We start from the raw sequence: 20066 nt of genomic DNA, 5'->3' as shown, positions 1-20066 counted from the left end.
TATTCACGGTCGTGGGTCTCCTCCGACTGGTCGGTCGATGGCTTGATCGGGCGCCTGATCCGTGGCTCGATCGGGCACAGGGTGAGTCACGTGATCTGTCATGTGGTCCGTCGCGTGGTCGGTCGCGGCCAGGGACTGACGCAGTGCCGCACGTGCCCTGTGCAGCCGCGACTTCATCGCGGCGTTGCTCAGGCCCAGCGAGTGAGCGACGGTCCTGCCGGGCAGGCCCTGGACGTCCCGCATGATCAGGACCTGCCGCTGCTCGCGGGGGAGCGCGCTGACCGCGGCCGCGATGCGCTCCAGCTCCAGCCGGTGCAACACCGCGTCCTCGGCGGACGGTTCGGCGGACGCCTCGGGATCGGCCGGCGCCTCGTCACTCCGCGAGACGAGCAGCCGCACCTGCCGGAGGCACTCGTTGCGTACGATCCGGAACATCCAGGAGGCGAGCGCGCCGGTGGCCCGGAGGGTGCCGATCTTCCGGTAGAGGATGATCAGCGCCTCCTGGGCCGCGTCCTCCGCGTCCTGCGGCGAGGCGCACAGGGATATGGCGAACTTGCGCACATGAGGCTGCGATTCCATGACGACGGTCGTGAGTGAGGTGACGTCGCCGTCCTGAGCTGCCTTGATGAGCCGCTCGTCCGGCCAGGGGAAGCGTGGGTTCATGTGCTACTCATACCTGTAAGGCGCCCCGCGCGCAGGCGCGCTGGTCAGCTTCGGCTCTTGTAGCGCCGCATGAGGTGCCAGCTGCACGCGCCCACGAGCAGGACCCCGATCACGATGATGGCGACCGTCATTGGTGTTTCCTCCTGGTTCCGCCGGCCCGTTCGGCCGGTACACACATAAGAGGAGACGGGGTTCGGAAAGGATTCGGCTCCGGCGGAAGTTTTCTTGGAACTCTTCCGGGCGCCGCGGCCGGTCCGCCGGGCGCCGCGGCCGGTCCGCGCGAACGGGCCGCCCCGGGTCGCGAACGGGCCGCCTCAGGTGAGGGCGAGGAGGCTGACGGCGACGGCGGCGGTGCCCAGGCCGACGAGCTGACCCCGGTGGACGCGTTCGGCGAGGACGCCACGGGCGAGCAGCACGGTCCCGGCCGGGTACAGGGCGGTGATCACGGCGACGACGGCCAGGTCGCCGCTGCGGACGGCGAGCAGGAACAGCAGGTTGGCCACCGAGTCCAGGACGCCCGCGGCGGCCGACATGGCGTACGCGGGCTTCTCGGAACCCAGCCTGCGGTACATCATTCCCGCGACGGCCAGGGTGACGGCCGAGGAGACGGCCCGGCCGATGATGAGCGGGGCGACGCCACTGTCGGACGGCGCCTGGTGCAGGAAGATCAGCTGCAGGGCGATGGCGGCGCCGGCGCCGAGCGCCAGGAGCAGCGCCGTACGTGACGGGCGGGCCGATCCGCTGCCGTGGCCGGCGCTGACCAGGACGACCGCCGCCAGGGCGAGCGGCAGTCCGATCAGCCCCGCGGTGCCCAGGTGCTCGCCCTGGAACAGGCCCACGCCGACCGGCAGCATGGCGGACACGAGGGCGGTGACCGGCGAGAGCACGTTCATGGGGCCGATCGCCAGCGTGCGGTAGAGCAGGGCGAACGCCGCGGCGGACGCGACGCCGGACAAGGCGCCCCAGGCGAGCGCGCCGGTGCTGAACGAGGCGCCGAGGAACGGCCAGAGCACCAGCTCGACCGCGAGTGAGGCCGGAGCCGCGATCATCACGGTGCGCAGCACGTGCGCCTTGCGGGCGCCGAGGCCGCCGAGGAAGTCGGCACAGCCGTAGGCGAGGGAGCTGCCCAGGGCAAGGAGCAGAGCGATCACGGTACGTACATCCCTTAGTATGGCAACGGAACGACTGAACCGTACATTGAAACGACCGTGATGTGTCAACCGAACGACCGCACGGTTCATTGGAATGGTCCACGTCTCGGGCCACTCAGAAGGGCGAACGGATGGCCGACCCAGAGGAAGCTCTGCGCACGCTCGCGCACAACGTCAGGACCGCCCGCCACCGCGCCGGACTGTCCCTCGACGAACTCGGCCGGCGCGCCAAGGTCAGCAAGGGCGCGCTGGTCGGCCTGGAGAAGGCGCAGGGCAACCCGAACTTCGCCACCCTCGTCCGTCTCGCCGACACCCTCGGCGTCTCCGTCTCCTCCCTGATGGAAGGCCCGTCCGAGGGTCGCGTCCGCGTCGTGGCCGCCGACGCCCTGATGCCGCTGTGGACCGGGGCGGGGGGCGGCGAGGCCCGGCTCATGCTGACGACCACGGGCCCGGCGCCGGTCGAGGTCTGGCGCTGGACGCTCGAACCCGAGGACGAATACCCCAGCCACCCCCACCAGGCCGGAGTCGTCGAGACCGTCAACGTCACCGCGGGCCGGATGACCCTCGTCGTCGACGGCGTGGAACACACGGTGTCGGCGGGTCAGACGGCCACCTTCGACGGCGACGCCCCCCACACCTACCGCGGCGCCGGGAACGAGACCTGCCACTTGATCATGACGGTCCACCTCCCGCCCGGCCCCACGTCCGCCACCTGACCGGCCGCGCCGACCGTGCCGGGGGAGGGGCCGACGTACCGGTCAGGTTCCTCCGCGCCTGCTCCGTGGCGGCTGCCGTCGGGCCGGTGACCCGACGCGGGCCCTGAGTTCGGTGACAGCCGCGTCGAGGTCATCCGGCAGGTGGGGCACCAGGGTGAGCGCCGCGCTCACGCACTCGGGCTCGGCGTTCAGGTCGGCCCGCACGGCGGCGAAGGCGTCCAGGGCGTCCATCGGAGTCAGGGAGTGGTGCCAGGCCCGGCGGGCCGGTCCCACGGCATAGCGCGCGGTGAGCGTTTCGAGCGGTGACAGGGGTATGCCCGCCCGGCGCGCGAGGGGCGCGAGTCCGGAGGCGACCAGGTCGCAGATCCCGCCCGGCGCCGCCGTGTTGCGGTGATGATCGTCGTGGACCTGGTAGATCACCGCGTACACGAGCGCTTGCTCGCGGTCGGTCGCGGGCGCGGGCAGGGGCGTCTCGCGCCAGTACGCCTCGACGGCCCGCGGAGTGATCCGGGGGCGGCCACGGCCGTCGGGTGCCTGTGCCATGGCCAGGCGTACGGCGCCGAGCGCGACGGCGTTCTCGCTCAGCGGGTGCGGAGCCGGATCGGTCACCGCTACGAGCCCCCGTGCGACGGGCCCGCCGACCGGGCCGAACGGACCGAACATACGTGACGCCACCCACTCCCGGACCGGACGGCCCCGGCCGCGCCCGGCGGCGCCTGGCGGCGCCTGGCGGCGCCTGGCGGCGCCTGGCGTGGGACCCGTACACCTGGGCAGGCGTACCCGGCAAGCCCGTACGGAGGTCAGTCGGCGGAGCACGGTGTGCCGGGACCCGGCGGCGGGGGACGGGGTGACACGCTCGGGCGGAGCGGGACACCGTGAACGAAACGAGGAGGCAGGTGACGCAGCGCAGCAGGCGGAACGGCCGGTACGCCGAATTCATGACGCGAATGCGGCGCGATCCGTTCGTCGTACAGACGGTACGGTCCACCGCGGCGGCGACCCTCTCGTTCGTCGTCGCCCTCTGGCTCAGCCCCGAAGCGGCGCCGCTCACCGCGCCGCTCACCGCACTCCTCGTCGTCCAGGTCACCCTCTACTCGACCCTCACCACGAGTCTGCGCCGGGTCAACTCCGTCGTCGTCGGCGTGCTGATCGCCATCGCGTTCAGCGTCCTCGTGGGACTCTCCTGGTGGAGCCTCGCCCTGATCATCCTGGCGTCCCTGCTCGTGGGACGGCTGGTGAAGGTGGAGGAGTTCATCCCGGAGGTCGCCATCAGCGCCATGCTGGTGCTCGGCGTCACCCAGGTCGGCTACACCGCGTGGGCCCGCGTCCTGGAGACCCTGATCGGCGCCGTCGTGGGACTCCTCTTCAACCTGCTGCTCGCCGCGCCCGTCTGGGTCGACACGGCGGGGGAGTCCATCGAGGACCTCGCCCGGCGGATGCGCAGACTGCTGCTCGACGTGGCGGAGGAGTTCGCCGGCGCGCCGCCCGTCGAACGGGCGGCGGCACGGCTCCACGAGGCGCGGCGGCTCGACAACGACGTGGCGGACGTGGACGGCGCGCTGCGCACCGCCGAGGACAGCCTGCGGTTCAACCCGCGCGTCAAGGAGGGCCTGCTGCACCGCATCGTGCTGCGTACGGGACTCGACACCCTGGAGATCTGCGCCGTCGTGCTGCGGGTCCTCACCCGCACCCTCACCGACCTGGCCAAGGCGCGGGCCGGCGAGGACCTGCTGCCCCGCTCGACCGCCCTGGCCCTGCAGGAGACGGCCCAGCACACCGCCGACGCCTTCGTCAGCTTCGCCGTACTCGTCACGGCACCCGGCAGCGAGGCGGCCGAGGCCGCCGAGACCCGGCTCGCGGGCGAGCTGCGGGCGGCCCGCGCCCGCCGCGGCGGCGCCGCCGACCTGCTGCTCGCCCTCGCCCTGCGGGAGCCCGAACGCTGGCAGCTCTACGGAGCCCTGCTCGCCGAGATCGACCGCATCCTCGACGAACTCGACCCCGAGCACCGGGGCCAACGCCTCATGGAGGAGCTGGACCGCCACACCCGCGAACGGCGGCGCCTGCTGAAGTCCCGGTCCCGGCGCGCCCGTGCGGAGGCGTGACCCGCCCACCGGCTGAAGCGCCGCGGGGCGGGGACGCGCGCGGACTGCCGGGGCGTCAGGTCAGTCCCACTGCTGGTCCGCGAGGGAGGTGACCGGCTGCGGCTTGCCGATGACCGCCACCGCGATGAAGAAGTTGATCTGGCCGATCGCGATGGTGAGGGTGGCCAGGGCCTTGTCGTCGTAGTGCTTCGCGACCTCGGCGTACAGCTCGTCGGAGACGCGCTCCCGGCCGTGCGGGGCGGGCTGGAGAGTCGCCTCCACCAGGGCGAGGGCGGCGCGCTCGGCGTCGGTGAAGTACGGGGCGTCCTGCCAGGAGGAGACGGCGGTGATGCGTTCCTCGGACTCCCCGGCCTTGCGCAGGAAAGAGGTGTTGAGGACGGTCAGATAGGTGTTGCGCACGATCTGTCCGGCCCGCAGGTGCACCAGGTTGACGGTGGTGCGCGGCACCGACTGGTTGCCGGTGGCCCTGAAGAGGGCGGCGCTGATGTCGTTCAGCTCGGGGACGAACTCGCCCGGGTCGGGCATCCGGGAGATCGAGGGCTTCGTCATGACGGTTCTCCTTCGTAGCGGCCTGGTCGGCGTCTGCACAGCACTGACGGACGGGCGCACGGGAGTGTGACCGGAATCCGGGAGAAGTTCTCGCGCGGGCTCAGGCCGGGTGCCCCGCGGTGACGTCCCCGACGTCGCTGAGGCGCAGAAGCGGCGGTCGCACGGGGCCGGGGCCGCTCTCCGCGACAGGTGAGAGCAGGAAGCCGACGTGGTCGCCGCCTTCGACGCGTTCCCGCACACGGCCCACGAACCAGGCACAGCAGTCGGCGAGGACGGGTACCCCTCCCGGGCCCTGCCACCAGTCCACGCGGCCGAACTTGTCGATGTCGTCGCCGGTACGTCCGCCGAACAGCTCGGCCGTCCCCTTCTGGTCGCGCCGCAGGGTGTGGACCGCGAGGTGGGAGGCGTGGCGCGCGACGCGGCAGGTGCGGTTCGCGGTGGAGAGCCACACCATGAAGCGCGGCGGGTCGATCGAGCACTGCGAGGCGAAGCCCACCAGACAGCCGGCCCGCCGGCCGTCGGCCGCCGTGGTCGTCACGACGTACACGGGGTAGTCGAGCACGTCGGTGAAGCCGTCGAGACCGGTCACGGTCGGACTTCCGCGACGGTCGTCCTGAGCGGGGCCATCGAAGACTCCTGTCCTCAGCAGGGCGCCGCTCGGCGCGGCCCCTCGTCGTACACGGGCGAGCAGGACCCGGCTACCCGGCACGGGCCCCGTCATGCCGACCTTCCCGACGCCCGGTTGGCCCACCGGCGGTGATGGACCGCGCATGACTGGGTACTCGCTTCACGGGCCGCGCCCCGCGGCCCGTGAAGGCGCTGGGAGAGGAGAAGTCCCGTGGACGGGATCGTGCTGCTCAAGGACGACCACAAGACCGTGGAGAAGCTGTTCAAGAAGTTCGAGAAGGCCGGGGACGACGCGCACGACGAGAAGCGGAAGATCGCCGACCAGGTGATCGAGGAGCTCACCACCCATGCCTGGATCGAGGAGAAGGTCTTCTATCCCGCCGCGCGGGAAGCGGTCCCGGAGACCCAGGACCATGTCCTGGAGAGCGTCGAGGAGCACCACGTCGTGCTGTGGATGCTGTCGGAGCTCAAGGGACTGGACGCGACCGACGAGCGGTTCGACGCCAAGATGTCGGTGCTGATGGAGAACGTGCGCCATCACGTCGAGGAAGAGGAACAGGACTGGTTCCCCACCGTCCGCAAGGCCATGGGCCGCAAGCGCCTCACCGAACTCGGCGAGCGCATGGAAGCCGCGAAGAAGGACGCCCCGGACGATCCTCTCGCCGTCCCCAGCGCGGACGAGTAACTCTCCTCCGTCCCCGACCGTCGCCCGACGACCGAGCACCCTGGAGACCGCGATGTCCCCTCAGGAACCCGCACCCCCCACTCCCGACCCGGTGTCGGGCCACCCCCGTCCCCCGTTCCCCGAACAGCACCAGGACCCGCCCGGATCGACCGAGGCGATGAGTCCACGCCCGGACCACGGCGAGGACTCGTACCGCGGGCACGACGTGCTCCTCGACCGGGTGGCCGTCGTCACCGGCGGGGACTCCGGGATCGGCAGGGCCGTCTGCCTGGCGTTCGCGCGGGAAGGGGCGGACATCGTCCTCACACATCTGCCCGAGGAGGCGGACGAGGCCGCGGAGACCTCGCGGCTCGTCCGCGAGGCAGGACGCGAGGCGCTGGCCGTCGAGTGCGACATCCGCGAAGAGAGCCGGTGCGCGGCCCTGATCGAACGTACGGTGAGCGAGCACGGACGCATCGACGTCCTCGTCAACAACGCGGCCTTCCAGATGGCCCAGCCGGACGGGATCGAGGCCATCAGCACGGAGCAGTTCGACCGGGTGATGAAGACCAACCTCTACGGGATGTTCTGGCTCACGCGCGCGGCGCTGCCCCACATCCCGCGCGGCGGTTCCGTCATCAACACCACGTCCGTCCAGGGGTACCGGCCGAGCCCCCACCTGCTCGACTACGCGATGACGAAGGCGGCGATCGTCTCCTTCACCCACAACCTGGCCCAGATGGTCGCCGAGCGCGGCATCCGCGTCAACGCGGTCGCGCCCGGTCCGGTGTGGACGCCGCTGATCCCCGCCACGATGCCGGTCGCCAAGGACTTCGGCGGCCAGTCGCCCCTGGGGCGGCCCGCCCAGCCGGCGGAGATGGCTCCCGCGTACGTCTTCCTGGCGTCGCCGCAGGCCAGTTACATCACCGGAGAGATCGTCAACGCGACGGGCGGCACCCCCTTGCCGTAGTGAGCGTGCCTCCTGGGGCCTGTCTCCTGGATCGGGCCGGATCAGGGAGACAGGCCCTGGCCGTCCGTCTTCCGGCGCACCATCTCGGTGATCCAGACCGGTGCGAACGGGGAGGTGCAGCCCCGGGGGGTCGGGTAGTCCTTCAGCACCTCCAGGCGCTCGCCGATGCCGAGGGCACGGTCGCGGTGCTCGGGGTGCTCGATCCCGATCTGCGCCAGGCAGTGGTTCATCGCCCACTGCAGGCGGTCGGGGGCGTCCTTCATCTCCGCCTCGACGACGTCGAGGAGCCCCGCCGGGTCGAGGCCCTCGGGCTGCTTCGCCACGCGGTCGGTCGTCAGCGCCCAGCCGGCACTCGCGACCACGGGATCCGGATCGGCCAGCCATGCCGACCGCAGCTCCTCGGCGTGCGGGCTCTTCTTCACCACGTAGTTCACAAGCCAGTCGTGCACCTTGGGCGCGCGCGCCTCGCGCAGCATGGCGTCAAGGTCGTCGCGTCCGAACGCCTTCGGGCGGCAGACCAGGAGCGCGAGCAGCCTGGCCGCCGTGTCATCCGTCTCCCAGAGCCGGCAGGCGAGCTCCTGCTGCGTCTTCAGCCGCTTCGCGAGCGCGCGCAGGCTGCCGAGGTTCACACCGTGGTCGTCGCCGTGCCTCTCGTTCACCGCGCGCGCCTTCGGGTCCTCCAGCGCGGCCAGCTCGGCCATCACCTCGTCCAGTACCGTCTCGGTCGGTGTCGTCCCGGCCACCTCGGCCTCCTGTCCGTCGTACGTCGGGATTCAGCCTACGACGGACGTCGGACACTCCCGTCGGTGCGGACACTCGCACCGGAGCGGGCGGGCTCACGTGAGCGGACGGGGTCAGGCGGGGGTGAAGAGGTCCCCGGGCGCGTCGGCGAGGACGAATCCGTTGTCGAACCTGACACGGACCGTCACGCGCAGCCGCTGCTCCTGGTAGGCGATCCACGCGGGTTCCAGGGAGCCGACCCGCTCCTCCAGCTGCTTCCTGCTGCCCGGGGGCATCTGCGGGCCGAAGTCGTCGAGGAGGGACTTCAGCCGTTCGTACTCGCGGACCTCCTGGCTCTGGTGCCGGTGCTCGTTCACCCGCTCGACCGTGCCCTCGGTGCCCGCGGCCAGGGCCAGGTACGCCGCCCCGACACCCGTCCCCGCGGAGGGGGCGTCGGCCGGTTCGACCTCCCCGGCCAGTCTGAGTTCCGTCGCCAGCTTGACCCGCCGGCCTTCTTTCAGCGTCATCGATCCTTCGTCTCCGGGTCGGCGGCTCGACGGCCGCACGCATGTGCGACGCGCCTCTTGGGGGTGCCATTATCCGCCCCGCCGGGCCTCGCCCGTGCGGGTGAGCGGGGCGCCGCGGCGACGGGAGAGTCTGCGATCACCGGCGAGTCTGCGTAGCGTGAGAGCCAGGCCCTTGTGGGAGGACGGACCGCTCCACGCCACCGCGCCGCGAGACGCCTCGAGGAGAGCCGCGGAGGCCGTGTGTCGACGTACGAGAATGTTCTGGCCGAGCTGCTGGCCCGCTCCCACCTGCCGTCGGGGCGGGAGCTCGCGGGGCTGGTCCAGGAGGCGGGCCGACGCATGGGGTTCACGGGGACGGCCCTCTACCTGGCGGACCTCCAGCAGATCCGCCTGGTAGCCCTGCCCCAGCACGGTGCCGCGGACCGGCGCCCCCTCGACGTCGACACCTCGCTCGCGGGCCTGGCCTACCGTACGCAGCAGGTGCAGCGGTCGAGGGACGGCCGCACCGCCTGGCTGCCGATGATCGACGGAGTCGAGCGCCTCGGCGTCCTCATGGTGACCGCGCCCGCGCTGGACGACGCCCCGCTCGGGCGCGCCGAGGCGCTCGCCGCGGTGGCCGCGCTGCTCGTCGTGTCGAAGTCGTCCCACAGCGACCTGCTGGTGGAGCTGGAGCGCGCACGGCCGATGACGGTGCAGGCCGAGCTGCTGTGGGCGTTCCTTCCGCCCCGGACCATCGGCACGGCGGACGTGACCTCCTCGGCGGTGCTCGAACCCGCGTACGACATCGGCGGGGACACCTTCGACCACACCCTGGACGACCGCGGCCTGCACCTGACCGTCATCGACTCCATGGGCCATGACCTCGCCTCGGGGGGAGCCAGTGCCGCCGGGCTCGCCGCCTGCCGTGCGACCCGCCGCTCCGGCGGTTCCCTCTCCGACATCGTCACCTCGATCGACCGGATCCTCGACGAGTGGTTCACCGACCGGCTGATGACCGCCGTCGTCGCTCATCTGGACACCGCCGACGGACGGCTGACCTGGATCAACTGCGGGCACCCGCCGCCCCTCCTGATCCGCCAGGGAAGGGTCCTTCCCCAGGTGCTCGCCAGGGAGCCCGATCTGCCGCTCGGCTGGGGGTTCCTCGCCGCGTCACCACCCACCGAGCACTCCCAGCGGCTCCAGCCCGGTGACCGGATCCTCCTCTACAGCGACGGCGTCACCGAGGCCCGCTCGCCCGAGGGGGACCTGTACGGCGAGGAGCGGCTCGCCGACACCGTCATCCGCGCCACCGCGGCGGGGGCCCCCGCGCCCGAAGCCCTCCGGCGCCTGATCCAGGGCCTGCGGCAGCACCAGGACCACAAGCTGCGCGACGACGCCACGATCCTGCTCACCGAGTGGCATCCGAGCGCCCGCGTCGCGGACGGGTAGGACAGGCCGTGACACCGGCGGGGCCCGGGCGGGCGGACGCCACGAGGGTTCAGCCGGGCGACGGCACCCGCTCGGACGGGGGCGGCGGTCCCGGCGGCGTCCCGTCGCCGAAGGGCTGCCCGCCGAGCGCTTCCCGGCCGTGCGGCGAGAGCCAGTTCCCGGTGTCAGGTCCCCGGGGGACGATGCCGGTCGGGTTGATGTCGTGGTGGACGACGTAGTAGTGCGCCTTGATCTGGTCGAAGTCGATCGTGTCGCCGAAGCCGGGCGTCTGGAACAGGTCCCGCGCGTAGGCCCAGAGGGCAGGGAGTTCGGTCACCTTCTGCCGGTTGCACTTGAAGTGGCCGTGGTAGACGGCGTCGAAGCGCACGAGGGTGGTGAAGAGGCGGACGTCGGCCTCGGTGATGGTGTCGCCGACCAGGTAGCGCCGCCCGCCGAGCCGCTCCTCCAGCCGGTCGAGACGTTCCCAGAGCCTCCGGTACGCCGCGTCGTACGCGCGCTGGCTTCCGGCGAAACCGCACTGGTAGACGCCGTTGTTCACGTCCTGGTACACCTCCTCGGCCACCTCGTCGATCTCGTCCCGCCACCGCTCCGGGTACAGGTCGGGTGCGCCGTCCCGCTGGTGGGCGGACCACTGGCTGCCCAGGTCGAGGGTGATCCGGGCGAAGTCGTTGGTCACCACCTCGCCGGTGGGGACGTCGACGATCGCCGGCACGGTGATGCCGCGCGGGTAACCGGGTTCGCGCCGGAAGTACGCCTCCTGGAGCCGCTCGATGCCGAGGACAGGGTCCCTGCCGTCCGGATCCAGGTGGAAGGACCAGCTGCGCTCGTCGTGCACGGGCCCGGCGATGCCCATCGGGAGCACGTCCTCCAGGCCCATCAGCCGCCGGACGATCGCGGCCCGGTTCGCCCAGGGGCAGGCGCGGGCGATGACCAGTCGGTAGCGCCCGGGCTCCACGGGGTACCCGTCACGGCCGTCGGCCGTGATCCGGGTGGTGAGGTAGTTCCGGTCGCGCCGGAACTCGCCGTCACCGGTCCGCGCGTGTCCTCCGCCACCGCTCCGCTCGTCATCTCCGTCAGCACCGCTCATCGTCCCGATCCCGCTCCTCCGGTCGACCACGCCCGGCGGTTACCCGCGTCAGCACGTCCTACGCACGGACCGCGGCGGTTCAGTAGCCGTAGCGGCCGGTGGCAATCTCCCAGCGGTGGTAGCCGGCGATCCACGCGGCCAGGCCGTCGACGTACCGGCGGGCGGCCTCGCGCCCGGCCGGGGTGAGGCCGAGGAGGTCGCAGATCTCGGGGACCTGGGCCGACAGCTCCACGAAGCGGTCGACCATCGCCTGGGCCTCGCGCATGACCTCGGCGGCCGCCTCCTCGGGGGTTCCGCCGCGCTCCTCGCGGACGATCATCACCATGTTGGCGACATCGCCCCGGGCGAGTTCCTGCGCGTACGAGTGCACGTCGTTCGTGAACGACGGTATGTCGGCCGCCAGTTGACGCATCCGGCGGAGGACCGGGTGGTGCAGCACCTCCTGCGGCAGCTCGAACCCGTTGAGCCGCTCGACCATGTCGAAGAGGGTCTCCATGGCGGCCGTGCCCCTGCGCAGCGCCAGATAGCCCTCACGGTCCGGGAACCGGCCGGAGAGCCGGCCCGCGGCCTCGGCGGGGTGACAGGCGAAGTACCACTCCCAGTTGTACGCCGACCGGGCCCGCCACCGGGCGGACATGCCGCGCAGGCTGCGCGCCCAGAGGTCGGCGAAGGCGTGCTCGACGGGTGTACGGGCATCGGACGCGGGACCTTCCCCGTACAGGAGGGCCGTCATGCGGGTGCAGATCTCCGCCACGCGCGCGGGGGCCCGGCCGAGGTCGCTGTCGAACCGGTCGTCGAAGAAGAAGTAGAAGCTGAGCAGGTCCGCGGCGAGGGCGAGGTCGTCGGTGGCGCAGTCCGGACTGGTGAACGCGGCGAGACGGGGGACGTCCCATCTGCCGTACGAGGTGCGGTCGATGGCCCCGGCGAGCCCGTCGTGCCGGCGGAGCCACTCCTGGTGGGGCTGCGCGACGTGCTCCCGGCGCGGATTGCTGCGTGGTGGGAACGGCAGATCGAGCAGTGCGGCGTGGAACACGGGACCCTCCAGGCTGTGACCCCGGGTGATATCCGAACGCCCCCCGGCGCATTCGAAGAGTACTTGACTTGATCTTCAACTACCAGGAACGCCGGGGCAATCCCCCTGCGTACGGCGGGTGTGACGACGTACGCCCGGGGGTCCGGCGCCGCCGCGGGAGGCGGCGTTGTCAGTGGGTCGCCATAGCTTGGAGAGCGTTCGAGAAGGTGTGCGAGAGGGGTTGATTCGTGGGAATCCGGCGTGCGTTGAGGGTCGTCCTGGTCGATGTCAACGACGAGGTGGTGGCGGCCTGGCGGTCCGCCTTCGCGGACACGCCCGAGGTCGAGATCCGACGCGGATCCATTCTCGACGTCGACGTGGACGCGTGGGTGTCGCCCACCAACGCCCAGGGGCGGATGGACGGTGGTGTCGACGCCGTCGTCAAGCGGCGCCTCGGCGCCGGGATCCAGGTGCGGGTGCAGCGGGCGATCCGTGACCGGTTCGGCGGCAGCCTGCCGGTGGGCAGCGCGGTGTGCGTACCCTCGGGGGCGGCCGTGCCGAGGTATCTCATCTCGACGCCGACCATGCGGCAGTCCTCGCAGAACATCAGCGAGACCATGAACGTGGCACTGGCGTGCGCGGCCGCGTTCCAGGCGGTGCACCTGCAGAACCTGGCACGGCCCGGCAGCATCCGGTCGGTCGCGCTCGTGGGGATGGGCGCGCAGACGGGACGGGTGCCGGCCACGGTCTGCGCCAATCTGATGTGGACGGGCTACACCCTGTTCCACGACCACGGATTCGCCGGTTACGACGAGTTGCGAGCCGCGGTGCTCGGCCAGCTCGACGACATCGAGGGAGCGGGGTCCGCGCGGCGGGTCCGGATCAACGTGCCGGAGCGGCCTTCCTTTCGCCACTGACCCGACCGTCCAGCAGGCCGGCGTCGCACCCCAGAGCGCGCCGGATCCGAGTTCCGGGAGTTCTGCCCTCGTGAGTGAAACCGACGTTCCGACCGCCGACGGGACCGTGCACCCGGCGGAGGATCCGCTGGGTCTGGCCGAGCTGTTCACCGGCGGCGGAGAGCCGTGGCTGCCGTTGCTGCGTCCGGTGATCGAGGCGCGGCCGGGCGCCGCCGACTTCATCGGCCCGAAGCGCAGCCCCGAGGTGGTGCCGGTCCGGGAGCTGACGTTCCAGGCACTGAAGCCGCATCCGCCGCAGAAGTGGAAGGTGGTCGTCTTCGGACAGAACCCGTATCCGCGGGCGGAGAGCGCGACCGGCATCGCGATGTTCGACAACACCTTCAACGACTGGAAGGACAGCCAGTTCGGCCGGGTGGTCAGCATGCGCTGCATCATCAAGGCGGCCGCGATGTGGAAGTACGGCATCGTCAAGAAGACGCCGATCGCGGACGTCCGGAGCCTGCTGAAGAAGGAGGACACGGTCCAGCCGCCGGAGTGGTTCCAGGCGATGCTCACCCAGGGCGTACTGCTGCTGAACGCGTCCCTCACGGCCAGTACGGACGGGGCGATGCCGACCGACCTGCACACGTCGTTCTGGCGGCCCGTCGCGGAGCAGATCGTCGAGGAGATCCTCCGGGCCAAGCAGGACGGGGAGGAGGAGGACCGGGGTGTGGTCTTCGCCTGGTGGGGTGCGCACGCGCGCAGCCTGAAGAGGGTCGTCCAGCGGCTGGAGAAGAAGTACCCGGGTGTCGAGGTCCGGCACCTGGACCGCCCGAACCCGGCGGCGCAGGGCGACATCTTCTGCGAGGGCGACCACTTCGCCCAGGTGAACGACGCCCTGGCGTCGGTGGGCGCCGAGCCGATCGACTGGTTGCCCCGGAAGGGCTGGGACCAGGCGACGACGGGCGGCGGCGGTCCGGAGGGCGGTGGCGTCGCGGAGCGGATGGGGGCGTTCATCGCGTCGACGATGGAGCTGCACCAGCTGTATCTGGAGCGGCTCACGAGCGTCAAGGACGAGGGTCTCGTCCTGCCGCCGATCACCGGCGTGTTCGACACGCCGCTGATGGAGTTCCGGAAGGCCGTCGAGCCGGTGTCGCGGGTACTCGTCAACCTGGACCGGCACATCGACAGGTCGAGCCTGTTCGGGGAGACCAAGGCCGCGGCGCAGGCCGAGGCCACGGACGGGCTGTCCGCCGACGCGATCTCGGCGCTGTACCTGTACACGTGCGAGTCGGCGTTCTACCGCGAGATCAACGCCGTGCTGCGTTCCTCGGACCGGGAGCGGCTGGTGCCGTACCTGCCGTACCTCCGGCTGCTGTTCTCGGCGGTGGCGGCGCTGCCGGCGCGGACCCAGCCCCTGTGGCGGGGTGTGGCGCTGGACCTGCGGTCCCAGTACCCGACGGGCCGCACGGTGACGTGGTGGGGCGTGTCGTCGTGCACGTCAGAACTGGGCGTGGCCCGGGGGTTCCTCGGAAGCCGTGGCAAGCGGACCCTGTTCGAGGTGACACCGGCGCGGGCCGTGGGGATCCGGCGGTTCTCCGCCTTCACGGGCGAGGAGGAGTACATCCTCGCGCCGGGCACCCAGCTGAAGGTGACGGACGTGAAGGCCGAGCGCGGCGGACTGTGCACCGTGAAGCTGACGGAGCTGGAGGGCCAGGGACTGGTGTCCTAACCGACGCGACCAGTCCCGTCCCGAGCTGACCTGACCTGACCTGACCTGACCCGACCTGACCTGACCCGACCCGCCCCGACTTGACTTGACCTGACCCGTCCACGGCCGTTCGGCCTACAGAGGCGGATGCGCGGGTGCGGGGCCCAGGGTGGTGGTGCCGGCCGTGCGGTGGCCGAGGCCCGTGCGGTACGCGTCGAGCGCGGCCTCCGTCCGGCCGGTGCGGCGCAGCAGGTCGCCGAGGAGCCGGCACAGGTCCGCGAGGTCCCCTGCGGCGCCCGCGCGTTCCAGGAGGCTCAGCGCGCGGACGTAGTGCTCCTCGGCCGCCTCTGCGTCGCGGGCGTCCTCGGCGATGATGCCGAGCAGCCGGTGCGCGGCGGCCGCGTGGACCGCGCCGCGTTCCGGCGACAGCCCCCCGAGCACGCCGCGCAGCAGCTCCGAGGCCTCCTCGGAGCTGCCGCGCCTGTGCAGCACGTCGGCGAGTTCGACGGCGACCTGGCTGCTGTAGAGGGCGGCGTGATGGGAGGCGAGCATGGCCTGCGCGGCCCGCAGCTCCTCCTCTGCCCGCGCGAGGTCGCCGTTCTGGGCGTACACATAGCCGCGCATCCAGCGGCAGTTGGCGAGCTCGGTCCGGATCTTCAGCTGGCGGTACATCTCGGCGGCCTTGGCCAGCGAGGCGTCGGCCTCGGCGATCCGGCCCTCGGCCAGGAGGGTGCGGGCGACCGAGCGGTGCATCCGGGCGATCAGCGCGGGATCCCCGACCTGCGGGGCGAGGGCGAGTGCCAGCTCGGCCGCCTGGGCGGCGCGGGCCTGCGCGCCCAGGTCCATGTAGGGGCCGATCGAGGCGGTGTAGAGCAGGAGCAGTGCGTCGGGGTCGTGCAGCCCGCCGAGGTTGAGCTCGTCGAGCGTGGACTCCAGGAGGTAGACGGCGTAGCGGAGTTCACCGGCCAGGTAGTGGGCGACGGCGCGGCCCCGCCGGGCCGGCACGCGGGCGGGCAGCGAGGCGTCCGAGAGGGTCTGCTCGGCGCGCTCGAAGTGTTCGCGGGCGGCCGTGAGGTCGCCGGTCTCGAGGTGGCATTCGCCGAGTCCCAGCTGCGCGGTGGCCTGTTCGTCGACGAGTTCGTGCGCCGCGGCCTCCCCGAGCAGACCGGTGTACTGGACGGCCGCCTGTTCGGCCTCGCCGAGGGCGAGGATGCGCTGGGCCTCGGTGAGCCGGAGGCGCAGGTCCGTGGCGAGGTGGGCGGGCCGTCCGGTGGCGAGCTCCTCGAAGGCGACGCCGAGCCGGCCGGCGAGATGGTGCAGCGCCTCGTCGGAGGGGCGTACGCGACCGGCCTCCAGGGTGGAGACGTACGCGGACGTGTAGGCGGGCTCGGCCAGTTGCCGCTGTGTCAGCCCCCGCTCGCGCCGCAGTCGCTGGACCCTGCGGCCGATGGTCCCGGGGTCGTCCCGCTTCGCCATGCGTTCCATCATGCCAGTGCCTCCCCTGTCGCCCGCCCCGCACGCGACAACCGTGATCGCCGTCCCGCGTCCCGTCGTACCCGCTCCCGCCGAAGCCTTGTGTCCCCGGCGGTCGAGCCCCTAGCTTAAGCGGCTACTTAAGCCCAATTACCCAACCGCTTTAGAGAGGTTGTCGTGCCCGGACACGGACGCACCCGTACACGCTGGATCACCTCCGTCGCCGCCGCCGTCACCGCCGCGGCCCTGCTCGCCGGCGCGCACACGGCCGGAGCCGCCCCGGACCCCGCCACCGGCTCCGACCCGGTGGCCACCCACGAGGTCGAGTACTTCGAAGGCCCCGCGGCCACGCCCCGGCACAAGAAGGTCCCGGCGCAGCCGCCCGCGAGGATCGCCCGCCACCAGTCCTCCACCCCGGCCGCCGCGACGGCGGTCACGGCCGTCCAGGAGACCGGACCCGTCTCCGGACGGCTCGACCTGGTGGTCATGGGCGACGGGTACACCGCGGCCCAGCAGGCCGACTTCCGCGCGGACGCGCAGGCCACCCTCGACGCGGTCTTCGCCATCGAGCCGTACGCCAGCTACCGGGGCCTGTTCAACATCTGGCTGGTGGACACCGCCTCCGCCGAGTCCGGTGTCTCCGGCGACCCGACCGCGGACGTCGTGCGGGACACGGCCCTCAGCTCCTACTTCTTCTGCGACGACACCGAGCGGCTGCTCTGCGTCGACACCTCGAAGGTCACCGCGTACGCCAACCAGGCGCCCGCCTCGGACATCGTCTTCGTGATCTCCAACTCCGCCAAGTACGGCGGCGCCGGCTACTCCTTCGCCAACCCGCCGGCCGGGGCGTCCTACCACGGCGTCGCGACCATGTCCTCGGACAACCCGAAGTCGTACCTCATAGGCGCCCACGAACTCGGACACTCCATAGGCGACCTGGCCGACGAGTACCAGTACGCCGGCTACGGCGCCTACCCCTACCCCTCGTCCGTCAGCGCCAACATCTCCGTCACCGCAGAACTCGACACCCGCAAGTGGTACCGCTGGCTCGGCGAACAGGACCCGACCGGCTCGGTCGTCGGCACCTACGAGGGCGGCGACTACTACGAGACCGGCGTCTACCGCCCGACCAGCACCTCCCTCATGCGGACCCTGACCTCCACGGAGTTCAACCACGTCGGCCGCGAGACGATGATCAAGGGCTTCTACACCTACGCGGACGCCCTGACCTCGACCGTGCCGACCGGCACGCGGGTCGGCTCCACCCAGCCCCTGAGCGTGCGGCTCGCCCCGCTGACCGGCCTCGCGGGCCTCAGCCTGACCTGGTACGTCGACGGCCGGCTGGTCACCTCCGCCACCGGCGACCTGTCGGTGACGCCCGCCGAACTCGGCGCCACCCGCGGCGGCCAGCGCGTGACGGCCACCGTCACCGACACCACGGCGTCCGTACGCGACCCGGCGGTCCGCGCGGCGACGGCCAACTCTCTGAGCTGGCGAGTGCGCTGACGCGCGACGGACGGGGCCGTGCCGCCCGCGGCCGGCGGTCCGCCCGGTCCCGTTCCGTTCGCGTGCGCCGACGATCCGGGTGAAGCTCGTAGGGCCGGGCTGCAGGGCTCGCGCCCAGGGCCCGTCCGGCCCTGATCCGCCGGACAGGCCCTCGCCGCCCGCGGCCGGTCCGGTCCGAGGACCGCGTTCCCCGACGTGCGGGAGGCACGAGTGAGCTCCGACCCCGAGGAGTCCCGGAAGCCCCACCCCACGGACCCCTGGGACGAGGCCGTCCTGGAGGCGGTGTTCGCCCAGTCGGACATCGGCCTCCACGTCCTCGACACGGACCTGCGCGTGGTGCGGGTGAACGACGTCGCCGGCGGCATCCGCGGCATCTCGGCCGACCGGATCATCGGGCGGCCGGCGAGGGTGGCGTACGCCCCGGCCGGAGTGAGCGTCGACGAGGACCTGCTGAGAAAGGTGCTCGCCACCGGCCACCCGGCGCTCGACCGCCTCATCACGGGCCGACCGCCCACCGATCCGCACACCCAGCATGTGTTCTCGGTCTCCGCCCACCGGCTCCAGGACACCCGGGGAACCGTCCTGGGAGTGGTCCTCACCAGCACGGACGTCACCGAACGCGAACGCGCCCACGCGCGGCTCCGGCTCCTGCACGACGTCCACGAACGCATCGGCACCAGCCTGGACGTCGAGCGCACCGCGCGGGAACTCGTCGACGTGACGGTGCCGGACTTCGCCGACTGGGTGGTCGTCGCCCTCACCGACGCCGTACTCAGAGGACGGGCACCCGGTCTCCTGTCCCGGGACCCGGCCCCCCTGCTGAGGTGCGCGGCGACAGGACGGACCGGGGCGGCGCCCCCGGTGCCGGAGGCCGGCGCCGTACTCCTGCCCGGGATCTTCGGCGCCACCCTGCCCTCCTCGGCGACTCTGCTGCCGCCGGACGGGCACGGCGGCCCCCACGACGCCCGGCTCGTCACTCCTCTGGCGGTACGGGGCCAGATCTTCGGCGCCGTCGCCTTCCGGCGCGGATGCGGAGGCGAGTCGTACGGGGAGGAGGACCTCGCACTGGCCGAGGGCATCGCGAGTCGCACGGCGACCTGTCTGGAGAACGCCCTGCGGTTCACGCGCGAGCACATCGTCATGACGGCGCTGCAGAGCTGGCCGCTGCGCCAGGAGCAGGCCACCCAGAGCGCCGTCGACGTGGCCCTGCGGCACCGGCCCGGCGGCAGCGCCGCGGGCTCGTGGTTCGACGTCATCCCGCTCCCCGGGGCCCGCGTGGCACTCGTCGTCGGCCAGGTCGAGCACGCCGGCCTGAGCGCCGTCGCCACCATGAGCCGGCTGCGGACCGCCGTACACAGCCTCAGCACGCTCGACCTCGACCCCCACGAACTCCTCGCCCGCCTCCACGCCACCACGCTGCGGCTCAGCGCCGAACAGGACTCCTCCCCGAGCACCGGCAGCGCGCCGGACGGCCAGGGTCCGGCCGAGGGCGGCGACCATCCCACGGCGAGCTGCACGATCGCCGTGCACGACCCGGTCGACGGGCGACTGGACATCGCCCGGGCCGGCTCCTCGCTGTTCGCCGTCGTCCGCCCCGACGGATCGGTCGACACGAAGCCCGTCGACGACGGACCCCTGCTGGGCGCCGAGGGCCCGCCGTTCGCGTGCTCCACGTTCCACCTGCCCGAAGGCAGCACCCTCTGCCTGGCCTCCACGGCCGGGTCCGACGACGGGGGCCCGCGCATGGCGGAGGTCGTCAACGCCCTCGCGCACCCGGACCACACCCCGGAGGCGATGGCGGACGCCGTGGAACGGCTCCTGGCCCCCGACCGCGTCCTGCTGATCGCCCGCACGCGGCACCTGCCCCCGAGCGAGCTGGGACGATGGGCCGTCCCCTTCGACTTCTCGGCCGTCGGCGCGGCACGGGCGCATGTCGAGGAGCGGCTCGGGCAGTGGAAGCACCCCGTCGACCCGTTCACAGCCACGCTCGTCGCCAGCGAACTCGTCACCAACGCCGTCCGTTACGGCGCCGCGCCGATCGTCCTGCGACTGATCACGGACGGCGACACGCTGACGTGCGAGGTCAGCGACGCGGGCCAGGCCGCACCGCACCTGCGCCATGCCAAAGCCGTGGACGAGGGCGGCCGCGGTCTGCTGATCTGCGCCACCCTCGCGGAGAACTGGGGCGTACGCCACACCGACGAGGGCAAGACCGTGTGGGCCGAACTCCGACCGGAGGGCGAGGGGACGCCTCCGTAGGCCCT

19 protein-coding genes are annotated in these 20066 nt (G+C 72.1%); 9 read left to right on the top strand and 10 right to left on the bottom strand.

Annotation, left to right across the window (positions count from 1 at the left end; all coding sequences use genetic code 11):
* Positions 1–3: 3 nt before the first annotated feature.
* Positions 4–663 carry an RNA polymerase sigma factor gene (locus ACIA8N_RS29610; RefSeq protein WP_365785225.1) on the bottom strand — a complete coding sequence of 220 codons (660 nt, stop codon included), beginning with the start codon at positions 661–663 and terminating at the stop codon, positions 4–6.
* A gap of 314 nt (positions 664–977) precedes the next feature.
* The gene (locus tag ACIA8N_RS29605) at positions 978–1814 is read right to left on the bottom strand and encodes an EamA family transporter (protein ID WP_365785223.1); all 837 of its coding nucleotides are present in this window, start codon (positions 1812–1814) and stop codon (positions 978–980) included.
* A gap of 131 nt (positions 1815–1945) precedes the next feature.
* Between ACIA8N_RS29605 and ACIA8N_RS29600 the strand changes: the two genes are divergently transcribed.
* The gene (locus ACIA8N_RS29600; RefSeq protein WP_365785221.1) at positions 1946–2530 is read left to right on the top strand and encodes an XRE family transcriptional regulator; all 585 of its coding nucleotides are present in this window, start codon (positions 1946–1948) and stop codon (positions 2528–2530) included.
* 42 nt (positions 2531–2572) lie between these two features.
* Here ACIA8N_RS29600 and ACIA8N_RS29595 read toward each other — a convergent pair whose 3' ends face one another.
* Positions 2573–3193 (bottom strand): hypothetical protein, encoded by a 621-nt coding sequence (locus tag ACIA8N_RS29595; protein WP_365785219.1) that lies wholly within the window; start codon positions 3191–3193, stop codon positions 2573–2575.
* 275 nt (positions 3194–3468) lie between these two features.
* Between ACIA8N_RS29595 and ACIA8N_RS29590 the strand changes: the two genes are divergently transcribed.
* A complete protein-coding gene (locus tag ACIA8N_RS29590; RefSeq protein ID WP_365785217.1) occupies positions 3469–4632 on the top strand; it encodes an aromatic acid exporter family protein in 1164 nt (387 codons plus the stop codon).
* A gap of 60 nt (positions 4633–4692) precedes the next feature.
* On the opposite strand, the gene ACIA8N_RS29585 is transcribed toward ACIA8N_RS29590, so the two are convergent.
* Together ACIA8N_RS29585 and ACIA8N_RS29580 are read right to left on the bottom strand one after the other, a co-directional pair.
* A complete protein-coding gene (locus ACIA8N_RS29585) occupies positions 4693–5181 on the bottom strand; it encodes a carboxymuconolactone decarboxylase family protein (RefSeq protein WP_365785215.1) in 489 nt (162 codons plus the stop codon).
* A 100-nt stretch (positions 5182–5281) separates the two neighbouring features.
* Positions 5282–5770: a flavin reductase family protein gene (locus tag ACIA8N_RS29580; RefSeq protein WP_365785213.1), complete on the bottom strand. Its 489-nt coding sequence runs from the start codon at positions 5768–5770 to the stop codon at positions 5282–5284.
* A gap of 249 nt (positions 5771–6019) precedes the next feature.
* On the opposite strand from ACIA8N_RS29580, the gene ACIA8N_RS29575 reads away from it, so the two are divergent.
* Entirely contained in the window at positions 6020–6493 is a 474-nt protein-coding gene (locus tag ACIA8N_RS29575; RefSeq protein WP_365785211.1) for a hemerythrin domain-containing protein, read from the top strand.
* 52 nt (positions 6494–6545) lie between these two features.
* Positions 6546–7442: an SDR family oxidoreductase gene (locus ACIA8N_RS29570; RefSeq protein WP_365785209.1), complete on the top strand. Its 897-nt coding sequence runs from the start codon at positions 6546–6548 to the stop codon at positions 7440–7442.
* 41 nt (positions 7443–7483) lie between these two features.
* Here the strand turns inward: ACIA8N_RS29570 and ACIA8N_RS29565 are convergent, their stop codons facing one another.
* Entirely contained in the window at positions 7484–8143 is a 660-nt protein-coding gene (locus ACIA8N_RS29565) for a DNA alkylation repair protein (RefSeq protein ID WP_399416825.1), read from the bottom strand.
* Positions 8144–8296: 153 nt separating this feature from the next.
* Positions 8297–8689, bottom strand: a complete 393-nt coding sequence (locus ACIA8N_RS29560; protein WP_365785205.1) for a hypothetical protein — start codon at positions 8687–8689, stop codon at positions 8297–8299.
* Positions 8690–8929: 240 nt separating this feature from the next.
* Between ACIA8N_RS29560 and ACIA8N_RS29555 the strand changes: the two genes are divergently transcribed.
* A complete protein-coding gene (locus tag ACIA8N_RS29555; RefSeq protein WP_365785203.1) occupies positions 8930–10117 on the top strand; it encodes a PP2C family protein-serine/threonine phosphatase in 1188 nt (395 codons plus the stop codon).
* A 49-nt stretch (positions 10118–10166) separates the two neighbouring features.
* On the opposite strand, the gene ACIA8N_RS29550 is transcribed toward ACIA8N_RS29555, so the two are convergent.
* The gene (locus tag ACIA8N_RS29550) at positions 10167–11204 is read right to left on the bottom strand and encodes a glutathione S-transferase C-terminal domain-containing protein (protein ID WP_365785201.1); all 1038 of its coding nucleotides are present in this window, start codon (positions 11202–11204) and stop codon (positions 10167–10169) included.
* A 79-nt stretch (positions 11205–11283) separates the two neighbouring features.
* On the bottom strand, positions 11284–12237 hold the full coding sequence (locus ACIA8N_RS29545) for a terpene synthase family protein (protein WP_365785199.1): 954 nt from the start codon (positions 12235–12237) through the stop codon (positions 11284–11286).
* 227 nt (positions 12238–12464) lie between these two features.
* Between ACIA8N_RS29545 and ACIA8N_RS29540 the strand changes: the two genes are divergently transcribed.
* Together ACIA8N_RS29540 and ACIA8N_RS29535 are read left to right on the top strand one after the other, a co-directional pair.
* Positions 12465–13133: a macro domain-containing protein gene (locus ACIA8N_RS29540; protein ID WP_365785197.1), complete on the top strand. Its 669-nt coding sequence runs from the start codon at positions 12465–12467 to the stop codon at positions 13131–13133.
* Between the two features lie 70 nt (positions 13134–13203).
* A complete protein-coding gene (locus ACIA8N_RS29535) occupies positions 13204–14844 on the top strand; it encodes an ADP-ribosyltransferase domain-containing protein (protein ID WP_365785195.1) in 1641 nt (546 codons plus the stop codon).
* Between the two features lie 114 nt (positions 14845–14958).
* Here the strand turns inward: ACIA8N_RS29535 and ACIA8N_RS29530 are convergent, their stop codons facing one another.
* Positions 14959–16299 (bottom strand): helix-turn-helix domain-containing protein, encoded by a 1341-nt coding sequence (locus ACIA8N_RS29530; protein ID WP_365785193.1) that lies wholly within the window; start codon positions 16297–16299, stop codon positions 14959–14961.
* 174 nt (positions 16300–16473) lie between these two features.
* On the opposite strand from ACIA8N_RS29530, the gene ACIA8N_RS29525 reads away from it, so the two are divergent.
* Positions 16474–17802: a M64 family metallopeptidase gene (locus ACIA8N_RS29525; RefSeq protein WP_365785191.1), complete on the top strand. Its 1329-nt coding sequence runs from the start codon at positions 16474–16476 to the stop codon at positions 17800–17802.
* 210 nt (positions 17803–18012) lie between these two features.
* A complete protein-coding gene (locus ACIA8N_RS29520; protein ID WP_365785189.1) occupies positions 18013–20061 on the top strand; it encodes a SpoIIE family protein phosphatase in 2049 nt (682 codons plus the stop codon).
* Positions 20062–20066: the final 5 nt, after the last annotated feature.

The sequence above is a fragment of the Streptomyces sp. NPDC051822 genome, from assembly GCF_044452745.1.
Lineage (GTDB): Bacteria > Actinomycetota > Actinomycetes > Streptomycetales > Streptomycetaceae > Streptomyces.
This window is presented reverse-complemented; position numbering and strand designations above follow the sequence as displayed.